The organism is Myxococcus sp. RHSTA-1-4 (assembly GCF_020037125.1).
GTDB lineage: Bacteria > Myxococcota > Myxococcia > Myxococcales > Myxococcaceae > Myxococcus.
Window position 1 is genome coordinate 261,034 of the sequence record NZ_JAIQDG010000006.1, and the last position, 24,995, is coordinate 286,028.

Genomic DNA, 24,995 nt, shown 5'->3' on the forward strand with positions numbered 1-24,995 from the left:
TGAAACGGCGAAGCGCCGGTGGACTCACGAGGGAGTCCATCCGGCGCCTTGCGTGAAGCGCGAGGGAGCGGCCTACTTCAGCTGCTTCTCCAGCGGCTTCTTCTCGCTGGACTCCTTGCCCTTCGTCCACTCCACCACCGGCGTCTGCCAGGCCATGCCCGTCTCGGTGGGCTCGGGGTCCAGCTTCTCGAACTCGAAGCCGTCACCGCCGAAGTAGAGGTACTCCACCGTGGCCACGGTGTACTCCTTCTTCGGGTCCAGGGCCTTGCCCTTGGCGTCCTTGAACTTGTCCTTCCCGGCGGCGGTGAAGCCGGCGACGAGCGCGTTGGGGTTGGCGAGCTGCTTGGCCAGGTCCTCGCCCTTGACGTTCACCACCAGGAGCGTGTTCTCGAAGGGCATCACCGAGTAGATGCTGCCGCGCGTGACGGCGCCGGCCGGCAGGTCTCCACGGATGCCGCCCTTGTTGAGGATGGCCCCGTCCGTGCCGAGCACCTCGCGCACCGCGCCCGCCACCCACTTCGCCATCTGCGGGGAGGCCTGGGGAATGCCCGCCTTGGTGAAGCCGATCTGCTGGCCCAGCACCTCGTCGAGCTGCGCCTTCCACTTGGCCACGAGCTGCGCCGTCTCCGCGTCCGGCGTGCCGCCCGACACCTCGACGAGCTTCGTGTCCAGCTCCGTCACCTTCTCGCCCGCCGGCTTCGCCGGGTCGAACTTGAGGTGCGCGCGCAGGTACTTGCCGAAGCCGCGGTCCAGCGACACGAAGGCGGTGCCGCCCTCCTTCACGTCCACCGGCTGCGGGCAGCGGCCACCGGCCACCAGCGCCAGCTTCCAGTCGGCGTGCTTCGCCACCACCGGCTGCAGCTCGGTGACGCACGTGTCGGCCAGCACCACCACCACGTCCGCACCGGCCTTGCGGGCCTCGGGAACGGCGAGGTCGAGGGCCTCCTCGTAGCCCGTCACCTCCAGGCCCTCGGCGCGGCCGGCCATGGCCGTGCGCACCGTCTTCTCCGAGGCCAGGCCCACCACGCCCACCTTGAGCCCGCGGCGCTCGAACACCTGGAACGGGGGAAGGGACAGGTCGCCCGCCAGCGCCGGGTCCTTCACCTTGAGGTTGGCGGCGAGGAACGGGAAGCCGCCCGCGGCGCGGTTCTTGAGGAAGGCCTCCTTGCCGAAGGCCAGCTCGTGGTTGCCCATGGCGGAGGCCGCGAAGCCCATGCGGCCCATGACCTCGGCGGTGGGCGTGCCCAGGAAGAAGGAGGAGATGGCCGGGCCGTTCCAGTGGTCACCGGTGGCGAGCGCCAGCGTGCCGGAGTCGGCGCAGGTGGCCTGGCCGTCCTTCACCGGGCCGGGACAGTGCTTCTCCTCCGAAGCCCAGTGGCCGAGCAGCTCCGCCGCGCCGCCCTTGCCCTCGGTGGGCAGGAGCTGGCCGAAGGCGCCGCCGGTGACGAGCAACGTCACCTCGCTGGGGACGGCCGGAGCCACGGGCGCCTTGGCGGCCGCGGGCTGCTCCACCGGAGCGGGCGGAGGCGTGGGGTTGCTCTTCTCACAGCCGGTGAGGGCGCCGAGAGCGAGGACCAGCACGCCGGACAGCCGCGGCTGGCGGAGGGGACGCGGGAAGAAGCGGGGAAGGTTCGTTCGCACAGCCGCGCCTTTAGCACAACTCGGCTCGTGCTACGGTGACCCCGTGTCGGACCGCGACGGTGAGCAAGGCCCGTCCTCACCGGAGGACCGGGGTGGCAGGCCCGCGAAGCGGGGATTCGCTGACCGTGGCGAGAGCCTGGCCGGGGAACTCTGGAAAGAGGTGAGAGGGGGTGCGGAACACTTCCACCTTCGGGGCCGGCAGCGGCCTCCGGGGCGGGTCCGGCAGTTCTTCCACGGGCTGAGCCTTCCGTTCCACCTGGCGCGGGCGCTGCTGGCGGACACGGTGGCGCGGAAGCTCTACATTCGCGTGGGCCTGTACCAGACGGTGGCGGCCCTCGCCCTGGCCCTGGGCTGGATGAGCTGCGGCCACGAGGCCGTGGAGGAGGCGGACCGGCGGCAGACACGCACGGAGGACGTGCGGCGGGCGGAGGAGCTCCGGGAAGCGGCGGCCGCGGCGGCCCGGCACCTGCGCGAGGCCGAGGCCCGGGCGGCTCGACGCACGAAGGAGGCGGGCGTCGCCCTCCGGCAGCCAGGCGCGGGGCGGCAGGATGACGGGGCCGCGCCCTCGATGGCGGCGGACGCGGGTGGAGCGCCCCCGCGGATGACGGCCGCGCACGCGGCGGATGGCGGCACCGCGACGGAGGGCACGGCAGACGCGAGCGGAGGACGCCAGCGGACGACGGCCGCGCACGCGGCGGATGGCGGCACCACGATGGGCCGCCCCCGGAAACGGACGCTGGCCGAGGCCGAGGCGCGGCTCGACCAGCGGGTTCGCGAGGTGGAGGCGGCGGCGCAGGGGCTCGACGCGGGCTCCTCCCTCGCGCAGGCCATCGCCGCGCTGATGTTCGAGGCGGTCCACCTGGAAGACGGCGACGGCGGCACGGCCGTGACCGAGGAGGGCGATGCTCCCCGGAGAGCGCCCAGGGTGAAGCTCCAGGTGGGAGACGCCACCTTGACGGGGCAGGACATCTCCCTGGAGGGCCTCGCCTTCTGGGCGGCGCTGTTCGCGGCGCTCCAGTTCTCGCAATGGGTGGTCATCGCGCTGTCGCGGGAGTACCACGACGTCATCGCCCGCGAGGCCAGCCTGCTCACCGGGGTGGAGCCGGAGGACGAGCCCATCGTGCCGCGCGTGCACGTCGACCTCGCGTGGCTCCGCAAGAAGGTGAAGCGGCGCTGGCGGGCGATGCTGCTGTTCGCGGTGGGCTTCCCGGCCCTGCTCGTCCTCTCGGCGCCCGTCCTGTGCAACAGCGCCGTGCTCTCCGCGCTGAGCACGGCCTGGGGCGCGTACTGGCTGGTGGTCTTCACGGCCGCCAAGAGCGCGCGTGCCTGGGAAGCTCCCGCCTCGCCGCATCCCCCGTGGTTCCTGCGCACCTGGACCTGGCTCACCACGCGGGTGCCCGGACTGCGCTGGGGCGTACTGCAGCGTTACGGCGCGTTCTGGGCGCGCCGCACCCAGGAGGTCCTCGCACCGGTGGCCACGGTGGAGCGCCATCCCTGGGCCTTCGCGGGGCTGGCGGTGGTCCGCTTCATCGGCACCTTCCCGCCGATGAAGTTCTTCATCCGGCCGCTCATCCCCGTCGCCTCCGCGCACCTGCTCGCGGAGGAGGCCGCCGCCAGGGCCGCCCTCAACCCTCCCCCGGAGAAGCCCATGATTCCGGCGGGTGAGACGGGAGCCTGAAGCGCCTCACTCGCCGCGAGAGCGCTCCCGGGCCGCCTCGATGACCTCATTCGTCTCGCTGGGCTCGGGGACCGGGCCCGAGGGCAGCATCGGCGCCTCGATGGGCTGCGGGGCGGTCATCTCCAGGCGCTCCCCCGTCTCGCGCGAGTCGGGCAGGGCGATGAGCTTCTGGAGCTGGAGGCCCACCGCGCGGAAGAAGCCGGTGAGCAGTTCCGGGCGGTCCGCGAGCAGGTCGAGGAAGTCGCGCCGGTCGATGATGAGCACGCGCGTGTCCACCGCGGCCACCATGTCCGTGGGACGGGGCGCGCCGTCCAGGAGGCTGATTTCTCCGAAGGCCTGCTTGCCCTGGAAGCGCAGCACGTGCTCGCCGTCGTAGAAGGCGTCCACCGCGCCCTCGACGATGACGTAGAGCGCGTCGCCCGGGTCGCCCTGCGCGTAGATGCGCTCGCCGGCCTTGTAGGAGGCCTCGCGCGCCACGGCGGCGATGGCCGCCAGGTCGTCCACGTCGCTCTGGGAGAAGACGCTCACGCCCTCCAGCGCGAACATCCGTTGGACAGTCCTGTCGCTCAAGTCACCCTCCTGCGGGAGCACGTTCAGCCCGTTCACCCGCGCCACGTGGCGGGCGCACGCGCGCAGCACCACGTCCTCGCTCTGCACCAGCGCCGCCAGCCGCCGCCACAGGCGGCCCGGCGCTCCGGGAGGCAGCTCGCGGTGGTGGGCCTCCACCTGCTCCATCACCAGCTCCCGCTCCTCTTCCGAGGCCAGGTTCTCCAGCAGCTCCAGCGCCAGCGCCCGCCGCCGCGCGTCCTTGCCCACCAGGTTGTAGTGGATGCCGCGCATCACCTGGGACGGGTGCAGCAGGCCCAGCAGGAAGAAGGACAGCTCCAGCGCCTGGTCCAGCCGGTCTCCCACCGCGCGGGTGAGCAGCGAGTCGTCCCCCAGCGCCGCGCGCACGTCGCGGAAGGCGCCCACCAGCGAGCGGTACACCTCGCGCCTGCGCCCCACCGCCTCGCGCACGCGCTCCACGTCCACCGGGTGCTCGGGGTGCTCGTCGCGCAGGCGCGACAGCTGCGCGCCGATGCGGAAGTGCAGCGAGGCGTCGTCTCGCACGTTGGAGAAGAGCAGCGCGTCCAGCGCCGCCGGCGTGCCGATGCCGCGCAGCACGCGGGGAAGCTGCAGGCGCATGGCCAGCGGCGCGCCCTTGTTGTTGAGCTGCTCCTCCACCAGCGGCGTCACCGCGTCCCCGAGCGCCACCAGCGCCTCGCGCGCCGTCTTGCGCTCCTCGCGCCAGGTAAGGAAGGGCAGCAGGCGCGGCGCCAGCTCCACGTAGCCGCCCTCGCCCACCGCGGCCAGCGCCACGCGCCGCACGGTGGGGTCCGTGTCCTCCAGGTACCGCGCCAGCGGCCCCGCGAAGCGCGTGTCCTGGAGCCGCCCCAACAGCCGCGCCACCTCGCGCCGCTCCGCCTCCGGCGCCCCCTCGCCCCGGGCCAGCAGGGCCTGCAGGGCCGCCAGCGCCGCGGCGCTCCCCGTCGACTTCAGGAGCGCGCCAATGGCCGCGCACCGCAGCCCCACGTCCGGGTGGCCGAGCAGCGCCGGCAGCAGCCGCTCGGCCCGCTCCGGCGACAGCCGCGCCAGCGCCCACACGGCCTGGTCCCGGGGCCTCCGGGGGCCCTCCTCCACCAGCCGCTCCAGCACCGGCGCCAGCTCGTGCGCCTCCAGCGCCAGGGCCAGGGACACGCCGCGCTCCAGCACGCGCTCATGCGGGTGGCGCAGCAGCGCCGGCAGGTACGGCCGCAGCGGCACGTCCGCCTGCTGCATCATGTCCACCGCGCGCAGCACCCGCTCCGGCGCGGGCGCGGCCAGCGCCTCCGCCAGGAGCCGCTGCTCCTCCTCACCCTCCAGCTCCACCTCCTCCTCTTCCGGCGCCCCCACCTGCTCGCCCAGCGCCGCCAGGTAGGCCGGCTTGAGCCGCACCAGCAGCACCCCCAGCGCGGCGCACATGCCCACCACCGCCACCGCCATGGTGACGCCGTTGGCCCCGCGCCCCGCGCCGATGAGCAGGAGGCCCGCCACCACCACGCCGCCCTTGCGCAACAGCCCGTCCACCGACGCGCGCAGCCCCTCGCGCTGGTCGTCCGGCACCGCCGCGTACAGCAGCTGGATGCCCACCGGGAGGATGGAGTAGCTCACCGCCGTCTCCACCAGCCGCAGCAGGTGCACCGGCCACAGCGAGGGCGTGACGAGCGTCGCGCCCGCCAGCGGCGCCAGCACCAGCGGCACCAGCGCCACGTAGCGCAGAAGCCCCAGCCGCTTCAGCAGCCGCTGCGCCAGCAGCAGCTGGAAGGCCACGCAGAACAGGCCAATCCACAGCTGCAGCGAGCCGAAGAGCGCCGCCAGCGCGTCCTCGCTCATGGTGCCCTCCAGCCGCAGCCGGAAGAGGTAGTCCACGAAGGAGGACAGCACCGCGAAGGCGATGCCCAGCGCCGCCAGCACCTGCGCGTAGGGGCTCTCCGCCAGGTAGCTCCACCCCATGAAGGACGCCGAGGCGCGCGGGCGCGGCGGCGGTGGCGGCGCGCCCTTGTAGAGGTGGTGGAAGATGGCGCCCGCGGCCAGCAGGCCCAGCGCCCCGCTCACCACCATGGCCGGTGTGCCCAGCTTCTCGGCGAGCCCCTGCACCAGGAGCCCGCCGACGATGCCGCCGCCCATGGCGAAGCCGTTGAGCGCGGTGAAGGCCCTTCGCGCCTCGCGCGCGTCGAACGCGGACGCCATCCGCCCCCAGAAGCGGAAGGACACGTACGTGGAGAAGGTGTCCGCGAAGAGGTACAGCGCCAGCGCCGGCATCCGCTGCCCCGCGGACAGCGCCGCCGCCAGCCCCAGCGTCACCACCCCGCCCAGTCCCGTCAGCACCCCCGGCGACTCCAGCGGCGAGCCGGGCCTCGAGCGAGGCAGCACCGTCAGCGCCGCCGTCATCAGCGCGCCCATCAGGTACAGGTAGGGCAACGCCTGCGACTCGAAGCGCGACAGCACCAGCGCGTTCGCCGTCGTCTTGAGCTGCGTCACCCCCGCGATGAGGGCGAACTGGAAGGCGGCCGCCGGCCAGAGTCGGCGGTTCCAGGATGAGGAGTCGGTGGCGGCCACGGTGGAAGGCGTCGGAGACTACCCTACCCCCCGGACAGCCACGAATAACCCTGACGCACTCCGGCATGCCCGCCTGCCCTCCGCCCTCCCCCGGACACTCCCGGAACGCTGCCACCCGAATTCCGCCACGCCACTGAAATCGTTGGAGCCGCGAGGAAGTCCCGTCGAGGGCCGCCCGGCCGCCCCCGGTGGGGCTAGACTGCCGGCGTGACGACCGCCACCGACACGCTGCTGGACGGCACCCACACGGTGCTCACCCCGGAGTACGTGGAGTTCCGCTTCACCCTCGCGGGCATCTACTCGCGTTTCCTGGCGTGGCTCCTGGACGGCCTCATCGTCGGCGGCATCTCCATGGCCATCATGATGGGGCTCGGCGTCGTCTCGCTGGCCTTCGAGGGCTTCGGCAGCGCGCTGGGCATCGTCGTCTTCTTCCTGGTGGAGTGGGGCTACTCCATCGCCCTGGAGACGGCGTGGAGCGGGCAGACGGTGGGCAAGCGCGCGCTCTCCCTGCGTGTCATCCAGGAGAGCGGCGTGCGCATCGGCTTCTACCACGCGGCGCTGCGCAACCTGGCGCGGCCCGTGGACCGGCTGCCCCTCTTCTACCTGGTGGGTGGGCTCTCCGCGCTCGTCTCCGGCTCCCACCAGCGGCTGGGAGACATGCTCGCGGGCACCATCGTCGTGCGCGAGCGCCGCCTCCGCGTGCCGTCCGCCCTGGGCGCCAGCGGCGAGGAGGGACTGTTGGCGGATCCGCTCTTCGTGTCGCGGGTGAAGCGGCTGTCCACCGAGGAGCGGGAGCTGGTGCTGTCCGCGGCCATGCGCCGCGAGGAGCTGCGCATGGAGGCCCGGCTGCGGCTGTTCTCCGCGCTGGGCGCGCGGCTCCAGGACGCGCTGGCCATGGAGAAGCCCGCCCACCTCTCGGACGAGAAGTGGACGCTGCTGGTGGCCGCCGCCCTGGTGCCGCGCCCGGACGCGCGCGCTCCCGCGCCTCGCGCCCGGGTCCTGGGGTGAGGCCTAGAAGTACGCCGCCGCGCCGGCCGACAGCGCCAGGGACGTCTGCACCTTCTCGTTGAGCGCCAGGTAGAAGTTGTACTGGGCGCGGAGGCCCAGGCTCACCGAGTCCGACGTGAAGAAGTCCACGCCCACGTTGGGGCCCACGCCCACGAGGTTGTTCACGCTCTCCTTGAAGATGGCCAGGTAGCTGATGTCCGTCCCGACGTACGGGCGGATGGACTCCTCGGAGAAGAGGTAGCGGATGCCGAGGGACGGCGCGAGGCCCACCACCCGCTCGTTGTTTTCCGCCGTGGTGTCCTGCGGCAGGGCGATCTTCGACAGCGACACCACCTCGAAGCCGTTCTCGATGTAGAGGCTGGCGTCGATGCCGAGGAAGAACGCCCGGTCCAGGCCGGCGGTCCGGTGGAAGTCCATGTAGCCCAGCGACAGGCCCAGGCTGCGGTTGGCGAACTGGGCGTGCGCGGGGGCGGCCCCGAGAAGGGCCAGGGTGAATGCAACGGTGCAGAGCAGGGTACGCATGGGCCGCAACTCTACCGGTGCGGGCCCCGGAAAACAGCCCCGGAGCCGCCCCCTCGGGGCGTTGCCTCGGGTGCGCCCGCTCTCCTACACTCGGCCGGCCATGCGTCCGAGCCGACTCGCACTCGCCACCGCGCTGTCCCTGATCTCCACCCTTCCCCTCGCGGCCTGCGTCACCACCCCGCCGCCCCATGAGCGCGCCCTCATCAACAACGAGCTCTGCGCCCAGGAGCTCTCCAAGGGGGAGCTGGTGCGCGCGGAGACCTACTGCGACCTGGGCCTGGAGTTCTCCCCCCAGTACGCGGACCTGTGGGCCAACAAGGGCATCATCGCCATGTACAGCGGCCGCAAGGACGACGCCAAGAAGCACTTCATCAAGGCGCTCCGCTACAACCAGGAGCACCTGCAGGCGTACCAGAACCTCGGCATCATCTATACCGAGGAGGGCGCGTACGGAAAGGCGCACGACAACCTCCGCCGCGCCCTGAAGGTCAACCCGGACAACATGGAGACGCGCTACAGCCTCGCCTTCGTCCTGATGAAGATGAAGAGGACTACGGAGGCAAAGAAGGAGCTGCGCACCCTGCTCGCGGTGAATCCCGGCCTGTCAGACGCCCACCACACCCTGGGCATCATCGCCTACTCGGAGAACGAGTTCGACCAGGCGGTGGAGCACCTCACCCAGGCGGTGCAGCTCACCCCGGACGCCCCCCACAAGTGGCACGACCTGGGCACCGCGCTGATGGAGCTCAGCCGCTTCGCCGAGGCCCGTGAGGCCTTCGCCAACTGCACGCGCCTGGAGCCCAGCAACAGCAGCTGCATCAACAACCTCTCCCTCGCCCAGCGCAAGGCGGCTCTCACCGACGCCGCCTTCAAGGAACTGAAGGACACCCAGCAGGCGGAGAACTCCGCCCCCGCCCTCTACATGCTCGCCCGCCAGTACCGCGAGAAGGGCCTGCTCGCCGAGGAGGAGGGCACGTACCGCAAGTGCGTCAAGCTGGACGGGAAGTTCGCCCCCTGTCACTACGGCCTCTTCCAGATCTTCTCCGAAGCCCACAAGCGCGAGCATGCCGAGGTGGCCTGCAAGAACTTCCTGAAGTATGGGACCTCCGAGGAATTCCCTACCGAGTACCAGACGTGCGAGAAGTACCTCAGCGACGCCACCTTCTGAAGCTCCGCCTCCCTCCGTCCGTGCACCCTCCGAGATGAGCGTCCGTCTGACTGTCACGCAGCGCAGCGAGGCAGGCGCCGCCCCGAGCACCGAGGTCGTCCTCGACGAGGCGGTCATCACCCTGGGCCGGGACAAGGCCTGCCAGGTGGTGCTGCCCCAGCAGGCGGTGTCGCGCAACCACGCGCGTATCTGCCAGGAAGGCACCCTCTTCTTCCTGGAGGACCTGGGCAGTGCCTATGGCACCCAGGTCAACGGCAAGCCGCTGCCCAAGGGCGAGAAGCGGCTGCTCCGCAACGGCGACGTCATCGCCATTGCCCAGTACGACGTGAAGTTCGACCGCATCACCGAGCTGAACGCCGACGTCAACTCGGAGAAGACGTCCTTCATCGCCCGCGGCATGGTGAAGGACGCCATGCGCGGGCTCGCGTCCAGCGAGGAGCGCTACCTGCGCTTCATGAATGGCCCGCGCGAGGGCGAGCGCATCGAGATTGGCGACGCCATGGAGCTCGTCTTCGGGCGCGACGAGCACGAGGCGGACATCGTCCTCAAGGACGACCTGGTCTCCCGCAAGCACGCGAAGATTCGCCGTGACTGGTCCGGCACCCACGTGGAGGACCTGGGCAGCCGCAACGGCATCAAGGTCAACAAGAAGCGGGTGAACCGCAAGGCCCTCAAGGACAGCGACGAGCTGGAGGTGGGCGGCATCCGCTTCCTCTATGTGGACCCGTCCGAGCCCGCGGAAGAGTCCGTCCAGCTGTCCACGGAAGTAAAGGCCCCGCCGCCGCCCTCCCCCTCGCGCGCCCCCGCGGTGTCGCGCCGGGAGGTGAAGGCGGTGGAGGAGCCCCCCGCCGAGCCCGAGCCGGAGGCGCCTGCCGCCGAGGAGCCTGCCCCCTCGGAGCCCGCGGACGCCGCCTCCGCCGCCGAGGAGCCCTCACCGGACGCCGACGCCTCTCCGTCCGAGGAGCCCGTCTCCCCGTCCGCGGAGGTCTCCGTCCCCGACGAGGAAGGCGGCGGCGCGGTCTCCGCCTTCAAGGACAAGAAGAAGCTCGTCCCGCTCGTGGTGATGGGCGTGGTGGGGCTGCTCTTCCTGGTGCTGATGATTGCCGTGCTCGCCGGCGCCTGAGCCCGAGCCCCGCCAGGCCCTGAACGCAAGCGGGCCCGCGTCCCCAACGCATGGGGAGCGGGCCCTGGCTGACTCCCCGGTGGGGAGTGACGGCTACTTCTTCGCGGGGGCCGGCGCGGCCTTGGCCTGCTCCGCCTGCATCTTGAGCGCGAGCAGGGTGCCATGCGCGCGCTGCGTGGAGCGGCGCTTCAGCGCGGGGTCGGCCTCGATGGCCCGGCTCAGGTCCTTCAGGCCCTCGGGAACCTGTCCCCGGCGCAGGTGGATTTCCCCACGCCCCACCAGCGCGTCCACGTTGGTGCTGTTGAGGAGGAGGGCCTGGTCGTACACGCGGAACGCGTCATCCATGCGCTCCAGCGTCATGTACGTCGCGCCGAGCTGCGTGAGGAACACCGTGTCCTGGGGCGCGGCGGCCACCAGGCCCTCGAAGATTTCGAGGGCCAGCGGCGCCTTGCCGGCCTCCAGCATCTTGTGCCCCGTCTGGGCAATGGCCATGAGCTGCGCGTGCGTCAGCCCCAGGAATCTTCCCAGGGGGACCTCCCCTCGAATCAGCCGCTCTCCCGCGACTTCAGGGATGTTCACCTCAGGCTGCTGGCTCTCGGGATTGCTGCTCACGGCCACCTCACGCAGGGGCCCCTTCAGGGCCCCCACCCATCGGGTCCAGGTCAGACGAAGAAGTTACGGCGGCTGACCATATCATTCAGCTTGTTGATCTCATCCAGCGCCCGGAACATGTGCTTCACGGCCCGGAACGCGTGCTGGATGCCGTCGCGGTGCTGCTTCTTGTCGTACTTGTTGAAGATGTCGTCGCGGCCGCGGAACGGGTTGAAGCCGTGCGAGCGCGTCTCCTTCGCCGTGTCGAACAGCTCCTGCACCGCCTTGGAGATGCGGTCCATGAAGTCGTCGCGCTGAGCGGGGCTCGGCTTGCCGGACGTCCACACCTCGTTCTTGGTGCCGTCCACGGCGTGGTTGCCGTGCTGCAGCAGGTTGCCGAGCTTGAAGGTCTCACCGCCGTTGTTGTCGCCGATGACCTCACGGCCCTTGAAGGACCAGTCATCCGTCTCCTTGCCCATGTGGAGGATGTCCTGGTTCTTCGTCTTGAAGCCGACCTTCGTCTCGTAGCCGTCCTTCTCGATCTTGGCGCTGACCTTGCCCTTGCCCTTGTCGATGTCCGACACGGTGACGTGGTCATGGCCGTTGGTGATGTCCAGCTGGCCGGTGACGGTCATCCCGCTGTTGCCCCAGGGCTTGGTCGTCACGTGGATCTCCGTGCCGTCCGGGAGCGAGAAGGTCGTGTTGCGCTTGAAGTCGAACTTGCCGCCGTCGCTCTCGTCGACGTGCGGGTCACCCCACACGCGGGTGCTCTTGCCGTCCGGACCGGAGATCTTCCACTCGAACTGGCCCAGCTGCTCGATCTTGTAGCCGCCCGGCGTGGTGATGGTGCCGGTGCCGGAGTCCACCTTCAGCTTGTCCTTGGGCTTGAAGTAGTCCGAGTAGTCCGGCCACTCGCTGGGGAAGCAGCCGTTGGTGCCGGAGGAGGAGGCGCTGCTCTGCGAGCCGCTCGCCTGCGACGGGGTGCCGCAGAAGGAGCTGCTGCTGGTGCCGCTGGACTGCTCCAGGGACTTCAGCTTCGCCACCGCCGAATTGATCTCCGCCAGGCAGTGGTCCACCGTGGAGTCGATGAGCTTCTTGTTCTTCGCAAGCTCCGTCTCGCTCAACCCCGGCGCGGTGGTGATGCTGATGCGGGCGTTGATGTTCAGCTGGCTGATCCCGGACGACATGGTGCCTCCCTGAATTCGTTAGGTGCGCGTCGAAAGCGCTTGCTGCTTCATCAGGATTATCGGGGCCCCCACCCGCGAGTTGCGTCTCATGGAAGGTTTCCGCACACAGTCAGAATCGCCCCGGGTAGGGGCTGAACCTACCGGGTGGAGATGCGGGCCACGGGCTGGATGTTCAGCTCGGGGGACAGCTCCTGGTAGCTGAGAATGGAGAACGAGGGGGTGAACTCGTACTCCAGCAGCTTCCGGACGTAGCGGCGGATGTCCATGGCGGTGAGGATGACGGGGCGCTGGGCGCTGGGCGGCAGGTGGCCACACTCGGAGCGCACGGCCTGGACGATTTCCTGGGCCAGCTCCGGCTCGAGCGCCAGGTGCGCGCCCGCCGAGGTGCGCTTGATGGAGCCGCGGATGGCCTCCTCGATGTTGGGGTCCAGCAGGTACACCACCAGGGTGCCGGTGCCGCGCGCGTACTTGTGGGAGATGTAGCGGCGCTGCGCGGCGCGCACGTGCTCGGTGAGCATGACGTTGTCCGCCTCCACCTGCCCGTACTCGGCCAGGGCCTGGAGGATGCCGCGCAAATCCCGGATGGAGATCTCCTCCTCCACCAGGCGCTGCAGGATGTCCGTCAGCTTGAGCACGTTGACGACCTTCGGCACCACCTCCTTGACGATGGCGGGGAAGGCCTTCTCGAGCTGCTCCAGCATCGTCTGCGTCTCCTGCACGCCGACGAACTCACGGGCGTTGCGCCGCAGCACGGCGGCCATGTGCAGGATGATGTAGCCGGGCACGTCCCACGTCGTCAGGCCCGCGGCCTCGAGCGTATCGCGGTGCTGCTCGGGCACCCACGCGGCCGGCTGGCGGGTGGCGGGGTTGACGGCCTCGAAGCCCTGGATGTTCATCAGCTTGAGGCGGTCCACCGTGTCGTTGACGAGGATGTGCCCCAGCGTGGCCTGGCCGGTGACGACGGGCACCTCGTTGATTTGAATCTGATATGCGCCCGGCGGCAGGGAGCCGTTGCCACGCGCGCGCACGCCGGGGAAGCGCACGCCCAGCTCCACGAAGAGGCCGTCGCGCATGAAGGGGATGAGCTCGAAGAGGAACTTCCCGTTGTCCTGGCGCGAGTCCACGTAGGGCACCAGCGCGTCGGACACCTCCAGGACGATGGGCGTCACGACGGGGATGAACAGCTCGGAGTCCGGGTTCATCGGCTCCTTGGGCGGAGGCTCGGTCGCCACCGGCGTGCCGTTGTCCGTCTCCAGGGCCGGGCCCGCCTCCTCCACCAGCTCCGCCTGCTTCTGCTTCTTGAGCATCGTCCAGGCGGCGAAGCCCGCGCCCGCGCCCAGCAGGAAGAAGGGAATCTTGGGCAGACCGGGGATGAGGCCGAGCACCACGAGCATGCCCGAGGCGATGGCGATGGCCTTCGGGTAGGCGGTGAGCTGGCTGCCCATGTCCATGCCCAGGTGGGCGCCCTCCTCCTCGCCGCCCACGCGCGTCACGATGATGCCCGCGCAGGTGGACACGAGGATGGCGGGAATCATGCCCACCAGGCCGTCACCGATGGTCAGCAGCGTGTACTTCTGCGCCGCGTCGCCCGCCGACATGCCCTTCTGCGTCACGCCGATGATGAGGCCACCGACGATGTTGACGACGGTGATGATGATGCTGGCGATGGCGTCGCCCTTCACGAACTTCATGGCGCCGTCCATGGCGCCGAAGAGCTGGCTCTCGCGCTCCAAATCCCGGCGCTTCTTCTTGCCCTGGTCCTGGTCGATGGAGCCCGCGCGCAGGTCCGCGTCGATGGACATCTGCTTGCCCGGCATCGCGTCCAGGGTGAAGCGCGCGGCCACTTCCGCGACACGCTCCGAGCCCTTGGAGATGACGATGAAGTTCACGATGACGAGGATGATGAAGAGGATGGCGCCGACGACGAAGTTGCCCTGCACCACGAAGTTGCCGAACGCCACCACCACCTCGCCCGGGTCGCCGGTGAGGAGGATGAGGCGCGTGGTGGAGATGGTCAGCGCCAGCCGGAACATCGTGGTGATGAGCAGCAACGTCGGGAACACCGACAGATGCAGCGCCGCTGGCACGTAGAGCGACACCAGCAGCAGCACCACCGAGATACTGATGTTCAGCGTCAGCAGGATGTCCAGCAGCAGCGTCGGCAGCGGGACGATCATCATTCCGACGATGGCCACGACGACGATGGCCAGGACGATGTCGGAATACTTGTTCAGGAAGCTGTTCGGATTGGAGGCGGACATCAGCGGGGAGCCATCCTAGTCCGTGCCCGGCCCCAAGCCCAAGGGGGCCGCCTCCGGCCAGCGGATTGTGGGGAAAAGCCCTCAGCGCCCGCCGGACTCGGGCTCGGAGACGCCGTGCGCCTCCTCGGCGCTCTCCAGCGCCGCGGCGGCCAGCATCCGGGCCCGGGCGCTCAGCGGGTCCTTCCCCTCCGGGTCCAGGCTCACGGCATGATTGAAGTCCCGGGCGGCCTCCAGCACCTTGCCCTGGCGCAGGTGGACCTCGCCCCGGTTGACGAAGGGGGTGAGGTCGGACGGGTCCAGCTCGATGGCGCGGTTGAAGTACGCCTCGGCCTGGTCCAGGTCCTCCAGCGCCAGGTGGCAGGCGCCGAGCGCCGTCTGGAAGTAGGCCTCGGCCGGGTCCATGGCCGCCAGCTTCTGGAAGATGGCCAGCGACTCCTGGAACTGGCCGTTCTGGAAGAGGTTGAAGCCGTCCGTGGCCCGCTCGAGCATCTCCGGGCCTGACAGCGGCTTCCCTTCGTCGTTGGAGACCGGCGCCTTGGCTTGGGTCGTCATCGTGGACACATCCCCGGGGCGAGAGCGAAAGCGGCGTGGAGTCTAGCCCGGCTCCAGCGGGCCCACCAGCCGGGGGCCACCCTTCCGTGAAGGAGGCGCCCCGCCAGCCGGTGGACCGGGTGACCGCGGAACTACTTGTCGAAGGAGTCGGTGCCCTCGCGAAGCTGCTCGAGGCGCTCCTGCATCTGCTTCAGGGCCATGTCCACCACGCCCTTGCTCACCACGGCGGAGGACAGCTGCGCCTTGAAGCGCGCGTCCATGTGCTCCTTGATCTCCTTGGGCGTCGCGGTGGGGTTCTTCGCGATGAACGCCTCGATGTCCGCCTCCAGCTTCTTGCCCAGCTTCTGGACCGTGCTGTTGCCCAGGAAGCCCAGGAACGTCTTGTTCTTGGCGATGTGGTCCAGGGCGATGGCCTGGGCGTAGTCCTGCGTCTGCTGGGCCGACAGGTCCTTGTCCTGGGGCTTCTTGGCGATCTCCGCGATGAGGTCCTGCGCCGCCTTCACCTGGGGGTCGACGGCCGTCTCGGCGGCGGCGGTCTGCTTCGGGGCGGGAGCCGGCGCGCGCGGGCCGCCAACACCAGAGGTAGAAGCCATGAGTGTTCTCCGAAAAGTGGGTTCAGACGGATTCTCGCACGGCAATGGCGAAAGTTTCCGACAGATGCCAGACGCTTGCCAACCGGCGGCGGGAAATGAAACGGCCTCGCCACCGCCCGGACGGGGGCGGATGCGAGGCCGGAAAATGAACCGGCCCCGCATCCGTCCGGGAAGGACAGGTGCGAGGCCGGGGAGAAGCAGGGCCGCGGGAAACAGCGGCCGGCTCCTTCTTACTTCATGTTCTGGAGGACGGACTGCGCCATGTCGTCCAGCTTCTTCATCATGTTGGTGATCAGCTGGACCACCTGAGCTTCACGCTGCATCTGCTGCTGCGCCTTCAGGAAGTCCTTCTGGTCCTCGGGGGCCGCGGCGATCATCGCCTCGGAGGAGGAAGAGCCCTTCATGATGTTGTTGACGGCGCTGTTGAAGACGTTCGAGATCGACATGGCGTTCTCCTGTGATTTGGATGGGTTGTTGCTGCGAAGTGGTGTGCAGCGGCGGCTACAAAAGGATTATCGGGGGGAGGGCTCCGGAGTTTCCTGCGAATTATCCGAGATCATTTTCCCGGCATTTCGCGGGGCCCCCGGAGGGCCCCCCCGAGGGAGACCTAGCCCTTGAGCTTGCCCAGGGAGGGGTTCTTCATCCACGCCTTGAAGGACTCGAGGTTCTGCTGCTCCTGCTTCGGATCGGCCGGGGCCGGCACGCTCGCCTCGGGGTTGAGGGCCAGGCGCGCCTTGGAGGCACCCTCGAAGCCGTCCTTGACCTTGGGGGCGCCCGCGGAGGCGGGGGCGGCGGCGGGAGCGGCGGCCGCGGAGGAGGCCGCGGGCGGCGTGTACGCCATCTTCGCGTGCAGCTCCGGGTTCATCTCCTTCACCGCGTTCTGCACCGTCACGCCGTAGGTGCTCAGGCGGGTCTGCAGGTAGTCCACCACCATGCCCAGCACGGGGGGCACCGGGAGGATGGGGTCCTTCATGAAGCGGTTGAGGGCGCCGGAGACGTCACCGTAGAGGGCCTCGTCGAAGGGCGAGCCCGGCTGGGTGGACGTCACCAGCGTCTTCATGGTCCGCACCACCTGCTGGAAGGTGCCGGTGGCCGTCTTGGACTGGACCTCGAGCTCCGCCAGCAGCTTGTCGCGCTTGGCGATGACTTCGGGGGGCTCGGGAGGAAGCGGGCGGCGCTCCTTCTTGGGGTTCTGGGTGCTCATATCTCTCCACCTCTCCATTGAATTGGGGTGAACGGTTCGAGCTTAGCAGACAGTTCTTGACTCACACAGTGCGTGGGCCGTGACAGGAAGGCCACGGGTGTACGGCCGGCAACGGCCCCCGGGGCGCCCCCCACTCCATGGCCCCCGGAGAGGGGGCCCGGCGCCCTCAGCGGTAGCCCAGGGCCTTCAGCATGGCGCCGGCCTTGCGGACCACGGCGTCGTCCCCGGGCGTCATGGCGGCGGCCCGGCGCAGGTCTTCGATGGCCTGGGGCTTCTGGCCGAGCGCGAGCTTCACCTCGGCGCGGCCGACGTAGACGGACGGGTCCTGGGGGGACAGCTTGGCGGCCACGTCGAAGGCGGCGAGCGCGCCCTGCCCATTGCCGGCGGCCATCTCCACCACGCCCAGCGCCTTGGCGAAGTACGAGTCCGTGGGGTTCACCGCGTACAGCCCCTGGAAGAGCGTGCGCGCCTCGCTGACGCGGCCCTGGTAGAAGAAGAAGTAGGCCGTCTTGGCGATGGCGTACAGCTCCTCGTCCGAGTAGCCGCGCACGTCGCGCAGGGTGGCCTTGCCTTCCGCCCAGCGCTGCAGGAGGGCGGTGAGCTTCGCCTCGTCCTGCGGGTCCTCCGGATCCAGCACGGACATGGCGCTAGTAGCCCTCGTCCTTCTGCTCCGCCCACATGCGGCGGATGATCTCCTTCGTCTCCTCGTTGACCTGATCCACCAGGGTGAGCATGGCGGACTCGCGCTGGAGCAGCGCCTTGAGGCGCTCCAGGCGCTCCGGCGGCGCGTTCACCCGGGACAGGCCCCGCTCCAGCATGCGGCGCTGGTCCTCCTCCCCGCGGCCGGCGACGCTGGCCAGGTGGGGGCGGTCGCTGAAGCCCTCCAGGTCCGCGTCGTGCCCGCCGGGGTGCGGGGGCAGCGGCAGGCGCAGCTCCTCCGAGGAGTGCGCCGGGCCGATGAAGTCCAGCAACGCGGCCGAGGCGAGGGCCGGGTTCTTGGGATTGCCCGCCTTGCGGAGCTTCTTGCGGTCGACCTGGGACGGGTCGACGAGCCGCTCGCGGACGCTTCGGGGTCCCCCCCACGGCCAGGCCGGCGCCTTGGGGGGCTGATTGTTGATTCTGGACATCGTGATTCCGAACCTCACTCCAGATGGGTGGGGGCCGTCCAGCCCCCCTAGCGCTTCCCGTTGGCGGCCGCCTGCTCGCGCTGCAGCTCGTAGACGAAATTGAGGACCTCGGCGACGGCGTCGTACAGCTCCTCCGGCACCTCCTGCCCCACCTCCACGCGGTACAGCGCGTTGGCCAGGTTGACGTTGCGCATGAAGGGGATGTTGTGCTCCCGGGCGATGGCGCGAATCTTCTCCGCCTTGAGCCGCATCCCCTTGGCGACCACGCGCGGGGCGCCGTCCTTGTCCTTGTCGTACTTCAGCGCGATGGCGATCTCGGCCTCGTCGTCACTCATGGGCTGCTCCGCTGTGCACGCATGATAGCCGCTCCCCTGCCCTTCAGGCGCGGGCGCCGCCCGGGGCGGCCGGGGCCTGCTTCAGCCCGTAGACGAAGTTGAGGACCTCGGCGACGGCGTCGTACAGCTCCTCCGGAATCTCGTGCCCCACCTCCACCCGCAGCAAGGCGTGGGCCAGGGGCACGTTGCGCAGCGTGGGCACGTCCGTCTCGCGGGCAATGGCCTTGATGCGCTCCGCCTTGTGGTCGATTCCGCGGGCCAGCACCCGGGGCGCGCCGTCCTTCTCGCGGTCGTACTTCAGCGCCACCGCGACGTGGTCCGGGTTGGTGACGATGACGTCCGCCTCGCGCACGGCCTCCATCTGCGCGCCCTCCATGATTTCCTGGTGGAGTTCCTTGCGCTTGGCCTTGTGGTGCGGGTCACCCTCGCTCTCCTTGTACTCCTTCTTCACCTCCTCCTTCGTCATCATCATGTCCTTCATGAAGGACTTGCGCTGCCACCACACGTCGAAGATGGCGAAGACGACGAAGAGGAGCGCCACCCGGCTGGCCACGCGCGTCACCAGCTCCCCCATGATGGTCATGATGCCGCGCGTGTCCTGGCGGATGGTCTCCACCACCAGGGGCATCGCGTCGCGCACCACGCCGTAGACGACGTAGGCGGTGACGGAAATCTTGATGAGGTTCTTCAGCAGGTCCACCAACGCCTTCTTGGAGAACATGTTCTTCAACCCCGAGAGGGGGTTGAGCTTCTCCAGCTTCGGCATCAGCGGGTCCATGGTGAAGAGCGTGCCCACCTGGACGTATTCCAGCAGCCCGCCCATCAGCGCTCCGCCCGCCAGCACCGGCAGCGACACCAGCAGCAGCGTGCGCACCGCGAGATAGAGCGCCTGCCCGGTGACGACGTCCAGGTTCTCCGGATGCGCCACGTGGTCGAAGGTGAACTGGAAGAGGCTGGAGATTTCGTGCTCCAGCGAGTCCCACGTCCCCTTGACGGCGGCCAGGCCCACGAGCAGCACGCCCATGCCACTCAGGTCCTTGCTCTTCCAGACCTGGCCCTTCCTGCGCGCGTCGTCGAGCTTCTTCTGCGACGGCTCTTCTGTTTTTTCTCCGCTCTCGTCCGACATCGCGCGTGTCCGGGGGGAAGCAGGTCAGGTCAGCAGCCGCAGGGCCGCGTGGAGCATGCCCAGCATCCCCTTCAGCTCGTCCTGCATGCGCTGCACCAGCGCGCTGATGACGAGGAAGGCGATGAGCACGCTCACCAGCGGCTTGATGGACATGGAGATGAAGAACACCTGAATCTGCGGCGCCACGCGGTTGATGGCGCCCAGGGCCACGTCCGTGAGGAAGGTGGCCAGCATGGCGGGCGCGGCCAGCGCCAGGCTCACCCGCAGCAGGTCCGCGAACACGCGGATGACCAGGTCGAAGAAGGGCCACGCGCCGCTGGCGAAGCGGGGAAAGCCGTCCAGGGGAATGGCGACGAGGCTGTCACCCAGCGCCTCGATGACCAGGTGGTGTCCGTCCAGGGTGAGGAACAGCACCACCGCGAGCTGGACCTTCAGGTTGGAGAAGAGCGACACCTGCTGGCCCAGCTGGGGCACGTAGAGCTGAGCGTTGTTGCTGCCGGCCATGGTGTCCACCAGGGTGCCGGCCACGCGCGCCGCCTCGAAGACGACGTTGACCACGAAGGCCAGCGAGAAGCCGATGAAGACCTCCTTCGCCATCAGCGCGATGTAGGGCAGCGCGCTCAGCGGAATCGTCTTCACGGCGTCCTGGACGACCGGGAAGAGGACGATGGAGAGCGTCAGCCCCACGCCCATCTTCAGCTCGGTGGGGACGACCTCGCCGCCCAGGAACGGGCTGAAGATGAGCACCGGCATGACCCGGCACATCAGCAGCGCCACCGTGAAGATGACGGCCGAGACGTTGGCCCTCGAGGCCAGCTCGTTGACGAGGTCCGCGACGTTCATCGAATGAGGGCGGGGAACCTGTCGAAGACGTGGAAGGTGAAGCGCACGAGCTGGCTGCCAATCCACGGGCCTGTCAGCGCCAGCACGCCGAAGACGATGACGACCTTGGGCGCGAAGGTGAGCGTCTGCTCCTGGATTTGCGTGGTGGCCTGGAACAGGGAGATGAGGAAACCCACCAGCAGGCTCGTGAGGACCGGCGGCGCCGACACCACGAGCACCAGGAACAGCGCCTCCTGGGTGATGAACGTGAGCTGATTCATGGGGCGCCTTCCTACAGGTAGCCGACGACCAGGCCCTTGGCGATGAGGTACCAGCCGTCCACGAGCACGAACAGCAGCAGCTTGAAGGGCATGGAGATGGTGGTGGGCGACAGCATGTGCATGCCCAGCGCCAGCAGGATGTTGGCCACCACCATGTCGATGACGATGAAGGGCACGAAGAGGAGGAAGCCTATCTGGAAGGCCTCCTTCAATTCGGACACCACGAAGGCGGGGATGATGACCATGAAGTCGGTGTTCTCCACCGCGTCACGGTCCTCGCCCTTCCGCATCTTCTTGGCGAGGTTGTAGAAGAGGGCACGGTCCTTGTTCGTGACCTTCTTCATCAGCCATTCGCGCAGCGGCTCCTTGGACTTGTTGGCCGCGCCGAGCAGCGAGCCCACCGTCTCCGAGGAGAAGACGCCCGGCCCCTTGGCCCAGATGTCCACGCCCGCCGCCCGGTACATCTCCTGCCCCACGGGGGCCATGATGTAGACGGTGAGGATGACGGCCAGGCCGGTGATGACCTGGGTGGGCGGAATCTGCTGGGTGCCCAGCGCCGAGCGGACGATGGAGAGCACCACCGAAATCTTCACGAAGCTCGTCACCATCATCAGCGCGAAGGGCACCAGGCCCATGGCGGCGAGCGCGAGGATGAGGATGAGCGGGCGCGAGGTGAACGAGTCGCTGCTCACCGCCTCGTTGACCACCGCGTCCGGAATGGGCGGTGCACCGCCCTTCTTCTTCTGGGCGAGCGCGATGAACGGGTGGAGCGAGACCGCGGCCGCGAACAGCCAGGGCGGGATGCGCGGAAGGGAGGGGCGGGCGGAGAGCGGGGTGTTCACGGGAAGGTCGTCAGGCGCCGGGAGGCTGGGAGGGCGAGCCGCCGGAGCGGCGGGAGAGGAGCTTCTGGAGGAAGGGGCTCAGGGGGACCACGTTCGTCTCGGGGCGCTGGGCGCGGATGCGCTCCACCGCCGCTGAATCCAGCTTCGACAGCAGTTGCAGGCCGGCCTCGCCGCCCCCCACCAGGAGGTACTCGTCCGCGGCCTTCACCACGAAGAGGCTGCGGCGCTGATCCAACGGCAGCCGCTCCACCACGGACACCAGCGGCTGGCGGCCCGAGGCCACCGCCTGCAGGCCCATCAGCCGGCGCAGCCCCACGTTCAGCGTAAGGTAGATGGACGCCACCACCGCGCCCAGCACCAGCAGCGTGCGCAGGAGCGTCCAGCCCAGGCTCTCCTGCTCCTCCCCTGCCCCCGGAGCCGCCTCGAGCGTGGGGTCGTCCCACTTGCTGTCGGCCCCGAGGGACGGCTCGTCCTTCACGCCGGGAGCGGAGGTTGCGTCCACCTTCGCGGACGGGACCTCGCCCTGCGCGGGCGCGGTGGCCACCGCGGGGGACGTGGCGGCGGATTCGGCCTCCGCGGACGGAGCGGCGGAGGTGGAAGAAGCGCGAGGAGGCGTGGGCGCGGCCTCCGCGGGGGTTCCCGTCGCGGAGGACGCCTGCGCCGGCGCTCCACCCGGAGAGCCGGGCGCGGACGGAGCCTGCGCCAGGGCGGCGGGCGGCGTGAGCACCAGCGCGGCACCGAGCAACAGGCGCATGAAGGGGGAGCGGAGGACTGCCATGGCTGGGGGGCGAGGCTAGTTCATTGGACGGAGGACCGCCACGGGCCCCGCTCGGCCGCCTGCTCCAGCCCCGCCACGGGCCTCAGCCCGCCAGATTGATGATGCGAACGCCGAGCTGGCCCTCCACCTCCACCAGTTCGCCGCGGGCCACCACCTTGCCGTTGACCGACAGCTCCACCGGCTCGCCCGGGCCCCGGTTCAGCTCGAGGACCTGGCCGGCCCGCATCCCCACCACCTGCTGCGCGGTGACGGGCACGCGCGCCAGCTCCACGGCGATCTGCAACGGCACGTCGCCGAGCAGGTCGCTCCCGTCCTTGTTCACGTCGTCCAAGGCCGCCCCTTCCAGTTCCGGAGGCACATCCAGCTCCGGGTTGGTGAAGTCCTCTTCCTCGTCCTGGCCCGAGCCTTCCTCGGAGGCCGAGCGCGGATTGCCCGGCTCCCCCAGGACGATGTCGGTGATGCGCGCCCGGTAGCGCCCATCCTCGATGAATACCTCCGCCTCCGCGCGGCCCGCCCGCCCCGAGCCCACCCGGAGCTGCGCCGTCCCGGGCTCGCCCCGGTCCGGCCTCGCCGACAGCGCGTCCAACAGCAGCACGTCCTTCACCCGGAGGCTGGCCAGGTCCTGGGCGGAAATCTCGGCCGTGCCAATCTCCGCCCGCAACCAGCTGCGCACCGTGGACAGCCGCCCGGCGTTCGCCTCCATGTCCGCCTTCAGGCGGGCGCGCCGCTGGGCGCTCTCCACCGCCGGCTCCGCCGCCTCCAGCACCGCCGAGGGCACCACCAGCCGCACCATGCCGCCATGCGGCCCCAGCGTCGCGTGGAGGTGCACGGCCAGCATGGGCCCGTCGTCTCCCAGGCGCGCGGACACCTCGTCCACGCCCCGGGCCACGCCGTCCAGCCTCGGGCGGGGCACCGCGTCCTGCAGGCCCGGCACCAGGACCTTGAGGGCCTCGAGGACGACGTAGCCCATCACGCCCTCCTCGATGTCCGTCAGCGGCCGCAGGCCCACCATCTCCCCCGCGCCGCCCAGCAGCAGGTCCACCGCCGCGTGCGCCAGCGCCAGCTCCACCTCCAGCACCGCCCGGCCCTGGAGCGCGCCCGGGGCCAGCACCGCCAGGAACGTGGGGTCCCCCAGGAAGCGCCGCAACTCCGCCATGGGCCGCACCTGCACCGACTCCAGCGACAGGTGCACCGGCGCGTCGAACAGCTCCTTGAGGCGCGTGGCCACCGCCGCCAACGTGCCGTCCGCCGGCGTCAGCCAGCGCAGGCGCTGCGCCAGCAGCCCCTGTGCCCGGGACACCTTCTCCAGGTTCCTGAACGTGAAGGGACGCCAGGGGCGCTCCGGCCGCGCGGGCCACGCCTGACGCTCCTGGCGCTCGGGACGCTCCTGGCGCTCGGGACGCTCCTGGCGCTCGGGACGCTCCTGGCGCTCGGGACGCTCCGGCCGTTCCTGGCGCTCGGGGCGCTCCGGCCGGATGCGCAGCTCGCGGAGGTCCACGAGCATCGTCCGCTCGTGTGGGGCCGGGCCCTCGTCGTCGGGCTCGACGCTCATGTCTTGGCCTCGAACTTCAGGTCCTCGAGCCTCAGGCCACGGCCACCCAGCGCGGTACGCAGGCCCTCACTGTGCTCCTCGAGCTGCTTCAACACCTCGCGGTTGGAGCCGCTGAAGGTGGCGGAAATCTTCCCGTTCCTCGCGCTGACCTTGATGGACAGGCCGCTGAGCACGTCGCCGCGCAAATCAATCTGGAACTCCGCGTTGCCGGCGGCGTTGGTGCCCACCCGGATGCGGTCGACAATCTTCTGCGCAATCTCGCTGGCCAGGGCGCGCAGCCGCTCGGAGCCCGCGGTGTCCTTGGGCTTGGCCACCGGCACCGGCGCCATCAGCGCGGGGTTGAAGCGGAAACCCGGGGCCATCTCCGCCCCGCCCTCCTTCTTGTCCTTCCCTCCCCCACCGCCGCTGCCCTTGCCGCCGCCCGCGTCGGCATCCGCCCGGATGGCGGCGCCCCGGTCCGCGTTGACCTGCCCGAGCGAGGACTCCGCCTTGCTCAGGTCCTTGTCACGGGTCTCCGACGTGCGGCGGTCCTCCTTCGAATCCGTCACGCGGGACTGGGCCCGGGCCTCGGTCGCACCCGCGTCCGCGCGCCGGCTCGTCTGGGCGGCGGCCTGCTGGCCACCGGTGGACGGCTCCTGGAGGCGCTCGCCGAAGGTCTTCCCCTGCTGGGTCGCCTTGGCCAGCACCGCGCGGGCCAGCCCGCCCTGCGGAGGGGCCGGTGTCTGTGGCGCGCCCGGGGGCGTCGACTGGGGCTGCGCCTGCTGCATCAGCTTCTGGAAGGCGCTCGCTCCCTCCTGGCGCTTCTTGGCCTGGCCCTCGGCGAGCTTCTTCTCCTGCATGATGCGCTCGGCCAGGCGCGCTGCTTCGCGGTCGTCGTCGACTCGGCTCATGACGTCTTTCCCGAGGGATGGGGTGGCGGCAGGTTACTTGCGCTGCCGAGCCAGGAACAAGGCGTTGCCAATCTCCTCCTGGTTCAGCTCCTCGCGCTGCTGGCGCTCGTACTTCACCTGCTTCAGCCAGTTCTCCTTGTGCTTCTCGATGGCCTTCAGCTCCTTGGCCGCCTCCGCCATCTCCCGGCGGCGCTGCTCCACGAGGCGCTCGGCCACCTTCACCGCTTCCTTCTGGCGCTCCACGTCCAGCGCCACCTGCGCCTCCTCGTCCTTCAGGCGCTCCTCGAAGCGGTTCATCATGTTCATGCCGTTGATGCCGGCGCCCTTGGCCATGACCTCCTTGAGGTAGGCGGCCACCTTCTCCTTGCGCTCACGCTTGCGCCGCTCCAGCTCGTTCACGAGCCGCTGGAGCTCCGCCTTCTCCTTCTCCACGGCCTTGACGGCGGCGGAGAACGCCTGCTCCGCCTCCTCCTTGGCGCGGGCGCGCATGTCCTGCAGGGCTTGCAACCGGTACGGGGGCATGGTGCCCCCATCCTACCGGCGGATTTCCCTCCGCGCACCCCCGGCCTGGGGCGG

At 69.9% G+C, this 24,995-nt stretch carries 25 protein-coding genes; 4 read left to right on the forward strand and 21 right to left on the reverse strand.

Features of this window, described 5'->3' with window-relative positions:
• Nucleotides 1-72 precede the first annotated feature (72 nt).
• The gene (locus K8638_RS11765; RefSeq protein WP_223754570.1) at nucleotides 73-1,641 is read right to left on the reverse strand and encodes a bifunctional UDP-sugar hydrolase/5'-nucleotidase; all 1,569 of its coding nucleotides are present in this window, start codon (nucleotides 1,639-1,641) and stop codon (nucleotides 73-75) included.
• 160 nt (nucleotides 1,642-1,801) lie between these two features.
• On the opposite strand from K8638_RS11765, the gene K8638_RS11770 reads away from it, so the two are divergent.
• Entirely contained in the window at nucleotides 1,802-3,319 is a 1,518-nt protein-coding gene (locus K8638_RS11770; protein WP_223754571.1) for a hypothetical protein, read from the forward strand.
• A gap of 6 nt (nucleotides 3,320-3,325) precedes the next feature.
• On the opposite strand, the gene K8638_RS11775 is transcribed toward K8638_RS11770, so the two are convergent.
• Nucleotides 3,326-6,457, reverse strand: a complete 3,132-nt coding sequence (locus tag K8638_RS11775) for a cyclic nucleotide-binding domain-containing protein (RefSeq protein WP_223754572.1) — start codon at nucleotides 6,455-6,457, stop codon at nucleotides 3,326-3,328.
• Nucleotides 6,458-6,664: 207 nt separating this feature from the next.
• Here K8638_RS11775 and K8638_RS11780 point away from each other — a divergent pair, with 207 nt between their 5' ends.
• A complete protein-coding gene (locus K8638_RS11780) occupies nucleotides 6,665-7,465 on the forward strand; it encodes an RDD family protein (protein WP_223754573.1) in 801 nt (266 codons plus the stop codon).
• A 3-nt stretch (nucleotides 7,466-7,468) separates the two neighbouring features.
• Here K8638_RS11780 and K8638_RS11785 read toward each other — a convergent pair whose 3' ends face one another.
• Nucleotides 7,469-7,987 carry an outer membrane beta-barrel protein gene (locus K8638_RS11785; protein ID WP_223754574.1) on the reverse strand — a complete coding sequence of 173 codons (519 nt, stop codon included), beginning with the start codon at nucleotides 7,985-7,987 and terminating at the stop codon, nucleotides 7,469-7,471.
• Nucleotides 7,988-8,087: 100 nt separating this feature from the next.
• Between K8638_RS11785 and K8638_RS11790 the strand changes: the two genes are divergently transcribed.
• Both K8638_RS11790 and K8638_RS11795 read left to right on the forward strand, forming a co-directional pair.
• Nucleotides 8,088-9,155 carry a tetratricopeptide repeat protein gene (locus K8638_RS11790; RefSeq protein ID WP_223754575.1) on the forward strand — a complete coding sequence of 356 codons (1,068 nt, stop codon included), beginning with the start codon at nucleotides 8,088-8,090 and terminating at the stop codon, nucleotides 9,153-9,155.
• A gap of 34 nt (nucleotides 9,156-9,189) precedes the next feature.
• Nucleotides 9,190-10,278, forward strand: a complete 1,089-nt coding sequence (locus K8638_RS11795) for an FHA domain-containing protein (RefSeq protein ID WP_223754576.1) — start codon at nucleotides 9,190-9,192, stop codon at nucleotides 10,276-10,278.
• Nucleotides 10,279-10,371: 93 nt separating this feature from the next.
• Here K8638_RS11795 and K8638_RS45170 read toward each other — a convergent pair whose 3' ends face one another.
• The 18 genes from K8638_RS45170 to K8638_RS11885 form a co-directional block, all read right to left on the reverse strand.
• The gene (locus K8638_RS45170; RefSeq protein WP_223754577.1) at nucleotides 10,372-10,890 is read right to left on the reverse strand and encodes a tetratricopeptide repeat protein; all 519 of its coding nucleotides are present in this window, start codon (nucleotides 10,888-10,890) and stop codon (nucleotides 10,372-10,374) included.
• 50 nt (nucleotides 10,891-10,940) lie between these two features.
• Nucleotides 10,941-12,056, reverse strand: a complete 1,116-nt coding sequence (locus K8638_RS11805; RefSeq protein WP_223754578.1) for a DUF1521 domain-containing protein — start codon at nucleotides 12,054-12,056, stop codon at nucleotides 10,941-10,943.
• A gap of 137 nt (nucleotides 12,057-12,193) precedes the next feature.
• Nucleotides 12,194-14,317 (reverse strand): type III secretion system export apparatus subunit SctV, encoded by a 2,124-nt coding sequence (gene sctV, locus K8638_RS11810; protein WP_223754579.1) that lies wholly within the window; start codon nucleotides 14,315-14,317, stop codon nucleotides 12,194-12,196.
• An 81-nt stretch (nucleotides 14,318-14,398) separates the two neighbouring features.
• Entirely contained in the window at nucleotides 14,399-14,869 is a 471-nt protein-coding gene (locus tag K8638_RS11815; RefSeq protein WP_223754580.1) for a tetratricopeptide repeat protein, read from the reverse strand.
• A gap of 131 nt (nucleotides 14,870-15,000) precedes the next feature.
• The gene (locus K8638_RS11820) at nucleotides 15,001-15,462 is read right to left on the reverse strand and encodes a hypothetical protein (RefSeq protein ID WP_223754581.1); all 462 of its coding nucleotides are present in this window, start codon (nucleotides 15,460-15,462) and stop codon (nucleotides 15,001-15,003) included.
• Nucleotides 15,463-15,692: 230 nt separating this feature from the next.
• The gene (locus K8638_RS11825) at nucleotides 15,693-15,908 is read right to left on the reverse strand and encodes a hypothetical protein (RefSeq protein ID WP_223754582.1); all 216 of its coding nucleotides are present in this window, start codon (nucleotides 15,906-15,908) and stop codon (nucleotides 15,693-15,695) included.
• 161 nt (nucleotides 15,909-16,069) lie between these two features.
• Nucleotides 16,070-16,666 carry a hypothetical protein gene (locus tag K8638_RS11830; protein ID WP_223754583.1) on the reverse strand — a complete coding sequence of 199 codons (597 nt, stop codon included), beginning with the start codon at nucleotides 16,664-16,666 and terminating at the stop codon, nucleotides 16,070-16,072.
• Nucleotides 16,667-16,832: 166 nt separating this feature from the next.
• Nucleotides 16,833-17,309, reverse strand: coding sequence for a SycD/LcrH family type III secretion system chaperone (locus K8638_RS11835; protein ID WP_223754584.1), 477 nt, complete (start codon nucleotides 17,307-17,309; stop codon nucleotides 16,833-16,835).
• Nucleotides 17,310-17,313: 4 nt separating this feature from the next.
• Nucleotides 17,314-17,793: a hypothetical protein gene (locus tag K8638_RS11840; protein WP_223754585.1), complete on the reverse strand. Its 480-nt coding sequence runs from the start codon at nucleotides 17,791-17,793 to the stop codon at nucleotides 17,314-17,316.
• 47 nt (nucleotides 17,794-17,840) lie between these two features.
• Nucleotides 17,841-18,128, reverse strand: coding sequence for an EscU/YscU/HrcU family type III secretion system export apparatus switch protein (locus K8638_RS11845; protein ID WP_223754586.1), 288 nt, complete (start codon nucleotides 18,126-18,128; stop codon nucleotides 17,841-17,843).
• Nucleotides 18,129-18,171: 43 nt separating this feature from the next.
• On the reverse strand, nucleotides 18,172-19,254 hold the full coding sequence (gene sctU, locus K8638_RS11850; RefSeq protein ID WP_223754587.1) for a type III secretion system export apparatus subunit SctU: 1,083 nt from the start codon (nucleotides 19,252-19,254) through the stop codon (nucleotides 18,172-18,174).
• A 24-nt stretch (nucleotides 19,255-19,278) separates the two neighbouring features.
• On the reverse strand, nucleotides 19,279-20,097 hold the full coding sequence (locus K8638_RS11855) for a flagellar biosynthetic protein FliR (protein WP_223754588.1): 819 nt from the start codon (nucleotides 20,095-20,097) through the stop codon (nucleotides 19,279-19,281).
• Nucleotides 20,094-20,357: a flagellar biosynthesis protein FliQ gene (gene fliQ, locus K8638_RS11860; RefSeq protein ID WP_223754589.1), complete on the reverse strand. Its 264-nt coding sequence runs from the start codon at nucleotides 20,355-20,357 to the stop codon at nucleotides 20,094-20,096. The genes K8638_RS11855 and fliQ overlap by 4 nt, the downstream gene beginning before the upstream one ends.
• A gap of 11 nt (nucleotides 20,358-20,368) precedes the next feature.
• Entirely contained in the window at nucleotides 20,369-21,199 is an 831-nt protein-coding gene (gene sctR, locus K8638_RS11865; RefSeq protein WP_223754590.1) for a type III secretion system export apparatus subunit SctR, read from the reverse strand.
• 10 nt (nucleotides 21,200-21,209) lie between these two features.
• Nucleotides 21,210-21,977 (reverse strand): flagellar biosynthetic protein FliO, encoded by a 768-nt coding sequence (locus K8638_RS11870; RefSeq protein WP_223754591.1) that lies wholly within the window; start codon nucleotides 21,975-21,977, stop codon nucleotides 21,210-21,212.
• A gap of 82 nt (nucleotides 21,978-22,059) precedes the next feature.
• Complete coding sequence (gene sctQ, locus K8638_RS11875; protein WP_223754592.1) at nucleotides 22,060-23,529, reverse strand: type III secretion system cytoplasmic ring protein SctQ; 1,470 nt, start codon at nucleotides 23,527-23,529, stop codon at nucleotides 22,060-22,062.
• A complete protein-coding gene (locus K8638_RS11880) occupies nucleotides 23,526-24,419 on the reverse strand; it encodes a flagellar hook-length control protein FliK (RefSeq protein WP_223754593.1) in 894 nt (297 codons plus the stop codon). Before K8638_RS11880 ends, sctQ begins: the two co-directional genes overlap by 4 nt.
• Before the next feature lie 33 nt (nucleotides 24,420-24,452).
• Nucleotides 24,453-24,941, reverse strand: a complete 489-nt coding sequence (locus K8638_RS11885; protein ID WP_223754594.1) for a flagellar assembly protein FliH — start codon at nucleotides 24,939-24,941, stop codon at nucleotides 24,453-24,455.
• Nucleotides 24,942-24,995 lie beyond the last annotated feature (54 nt).

Bases quoted from the DNA above. Each gene is read 5' to 3' on its own strand.
- K8638_RS11785 (WP_223754574.1), bottom strand. From the start codon at position 7,987: ATGCGTACCCTGCTCTGCACCGTTGCATTCACCCTGGCCCTTCTCGGG.
- K8638_RS11790 (WP_223754575.1), top strand. From the start codon at position 8,088: ATGCGTCCGAGCCGACTCGCACTCGCCACCGCGCTGTCCCTGATCTCC.
- K8638_RS11795 (WP_223754576.1), top strand. From the start codon at position 9,190: ATGAGCGTCCGTCTGACTGTCACGCAGCGCAGCGAGGCAGGCGCCGCC.
- K8638_RS11805 (WP_223754578.1), bottom strand. From the start codon at position 12,056: ATGTCGTCCGGGATCAGCCAGCTGAACATCAACGCCCGCATCAGCATC.
- sctV (WP_223754579.1), bottom strand. From the start codon at position 14,317: ATGTCCGCCTCCAATCCGAACAGCTTCCTGAACAAGTATTCCGACATC.
- K8638_RS11815 (WP_223754580.1), bottom strand. From the start codon at position 14,869: ATGACGACCCAAGCCAAGGCGCCGGTCTCCAACGACGAAGGGAAGCCG.
- K8638_RS11820 (WP_223754581.1), bottom strand. From the start codon at position 15,462: ATGGCTTCTACCTCTGGTGTTGGCGGCCCGCGCGCGCCGGCTCCCGCC.
- K8638_RS11825 (WP_223754582.1), bottom strand. From the start codon at position 15,908: ATGTCGATCTCGAACGTCTTCAACAGCGCCGTCAACAACATCATGAAG.
- K8638_RS11830 (WP_223754583.1), bottom strand. From the start codon at position 16,666: ATGAGCACCCAGAACCCCAAGAAGGAGCGCCGCCCGCTTCCTCCCGAG.
- K8638_RS11835 (WP_223754584.1), bottom strand. From the start codon at position 17,309: ATGTCCGTGCTGGATCCGGAGGACCCGCAGGACGAGGCGAAGCTCACC.
- K8638_RS11840 (WP_223754585.1), bottom strand. From the start codon at position 17,793: ATGTCCAGAATCAACAATCAGCCCCCCAAGGCGCCGGCCTGGCCGTGG.
- K8638_RS11845 (WP_223754586.1), bottom strand. From the start codon at position 18,128: ATGAGTGACGACGAGGCCGAGATCGCCATCGCGCTGAAGTACGACAAG.
- sctU (WP_223754587.1), bottom strand. From the start codon at position 19,254: ATGTCGGACGAGAGCGGAGAAAAAACAGAAGAGCCGTCGCAGAAGAAG.
- K8638_RS11855 (WP_223754588.1), bottom strand. From the start codon at position 20,097: ATGAACGTCGCGGACCTCGTCAACGAGCTGGCCTCGAGGGCCAACGTC.
- fliQ (WP_223754589.1), bottom strand. From the start codon at position 20,357: ATGAATCAGCTCACGTTCATCACCCAGGAGGCGCTGTTCCTGGTGCTC.
- K8638_RS11870 (WP_223754591.1), bottom strand. From the start codon at position 21,977: ATGGCAGTCCTCCGCTCCCCCTTCATGCGCCTGTTGCTCGGTGCCGCG.
- sctQ (WP_223754592.1), bottom strand. From the start codon at position 23,529: ATGAGCGTCGAGCCCGACGACGAGGGCCCGGCCCCACACGAGCGGACG.
- K8638_RS11880 (WP_223754593.1), bottom strand. From the start codon at position 24,419: ATGAGCCGAGTCGACGACGACCGCGAAGCAGCGCGCCTGGCCGAGCGC.
- K8638_RS11885 (WP_223754594.1), bottom strand. From the start codon at position 24,941: ATGCCCCCGTACCGGTTGCAAGCCCTGCAGGACATGCGCGCCCGCGCC.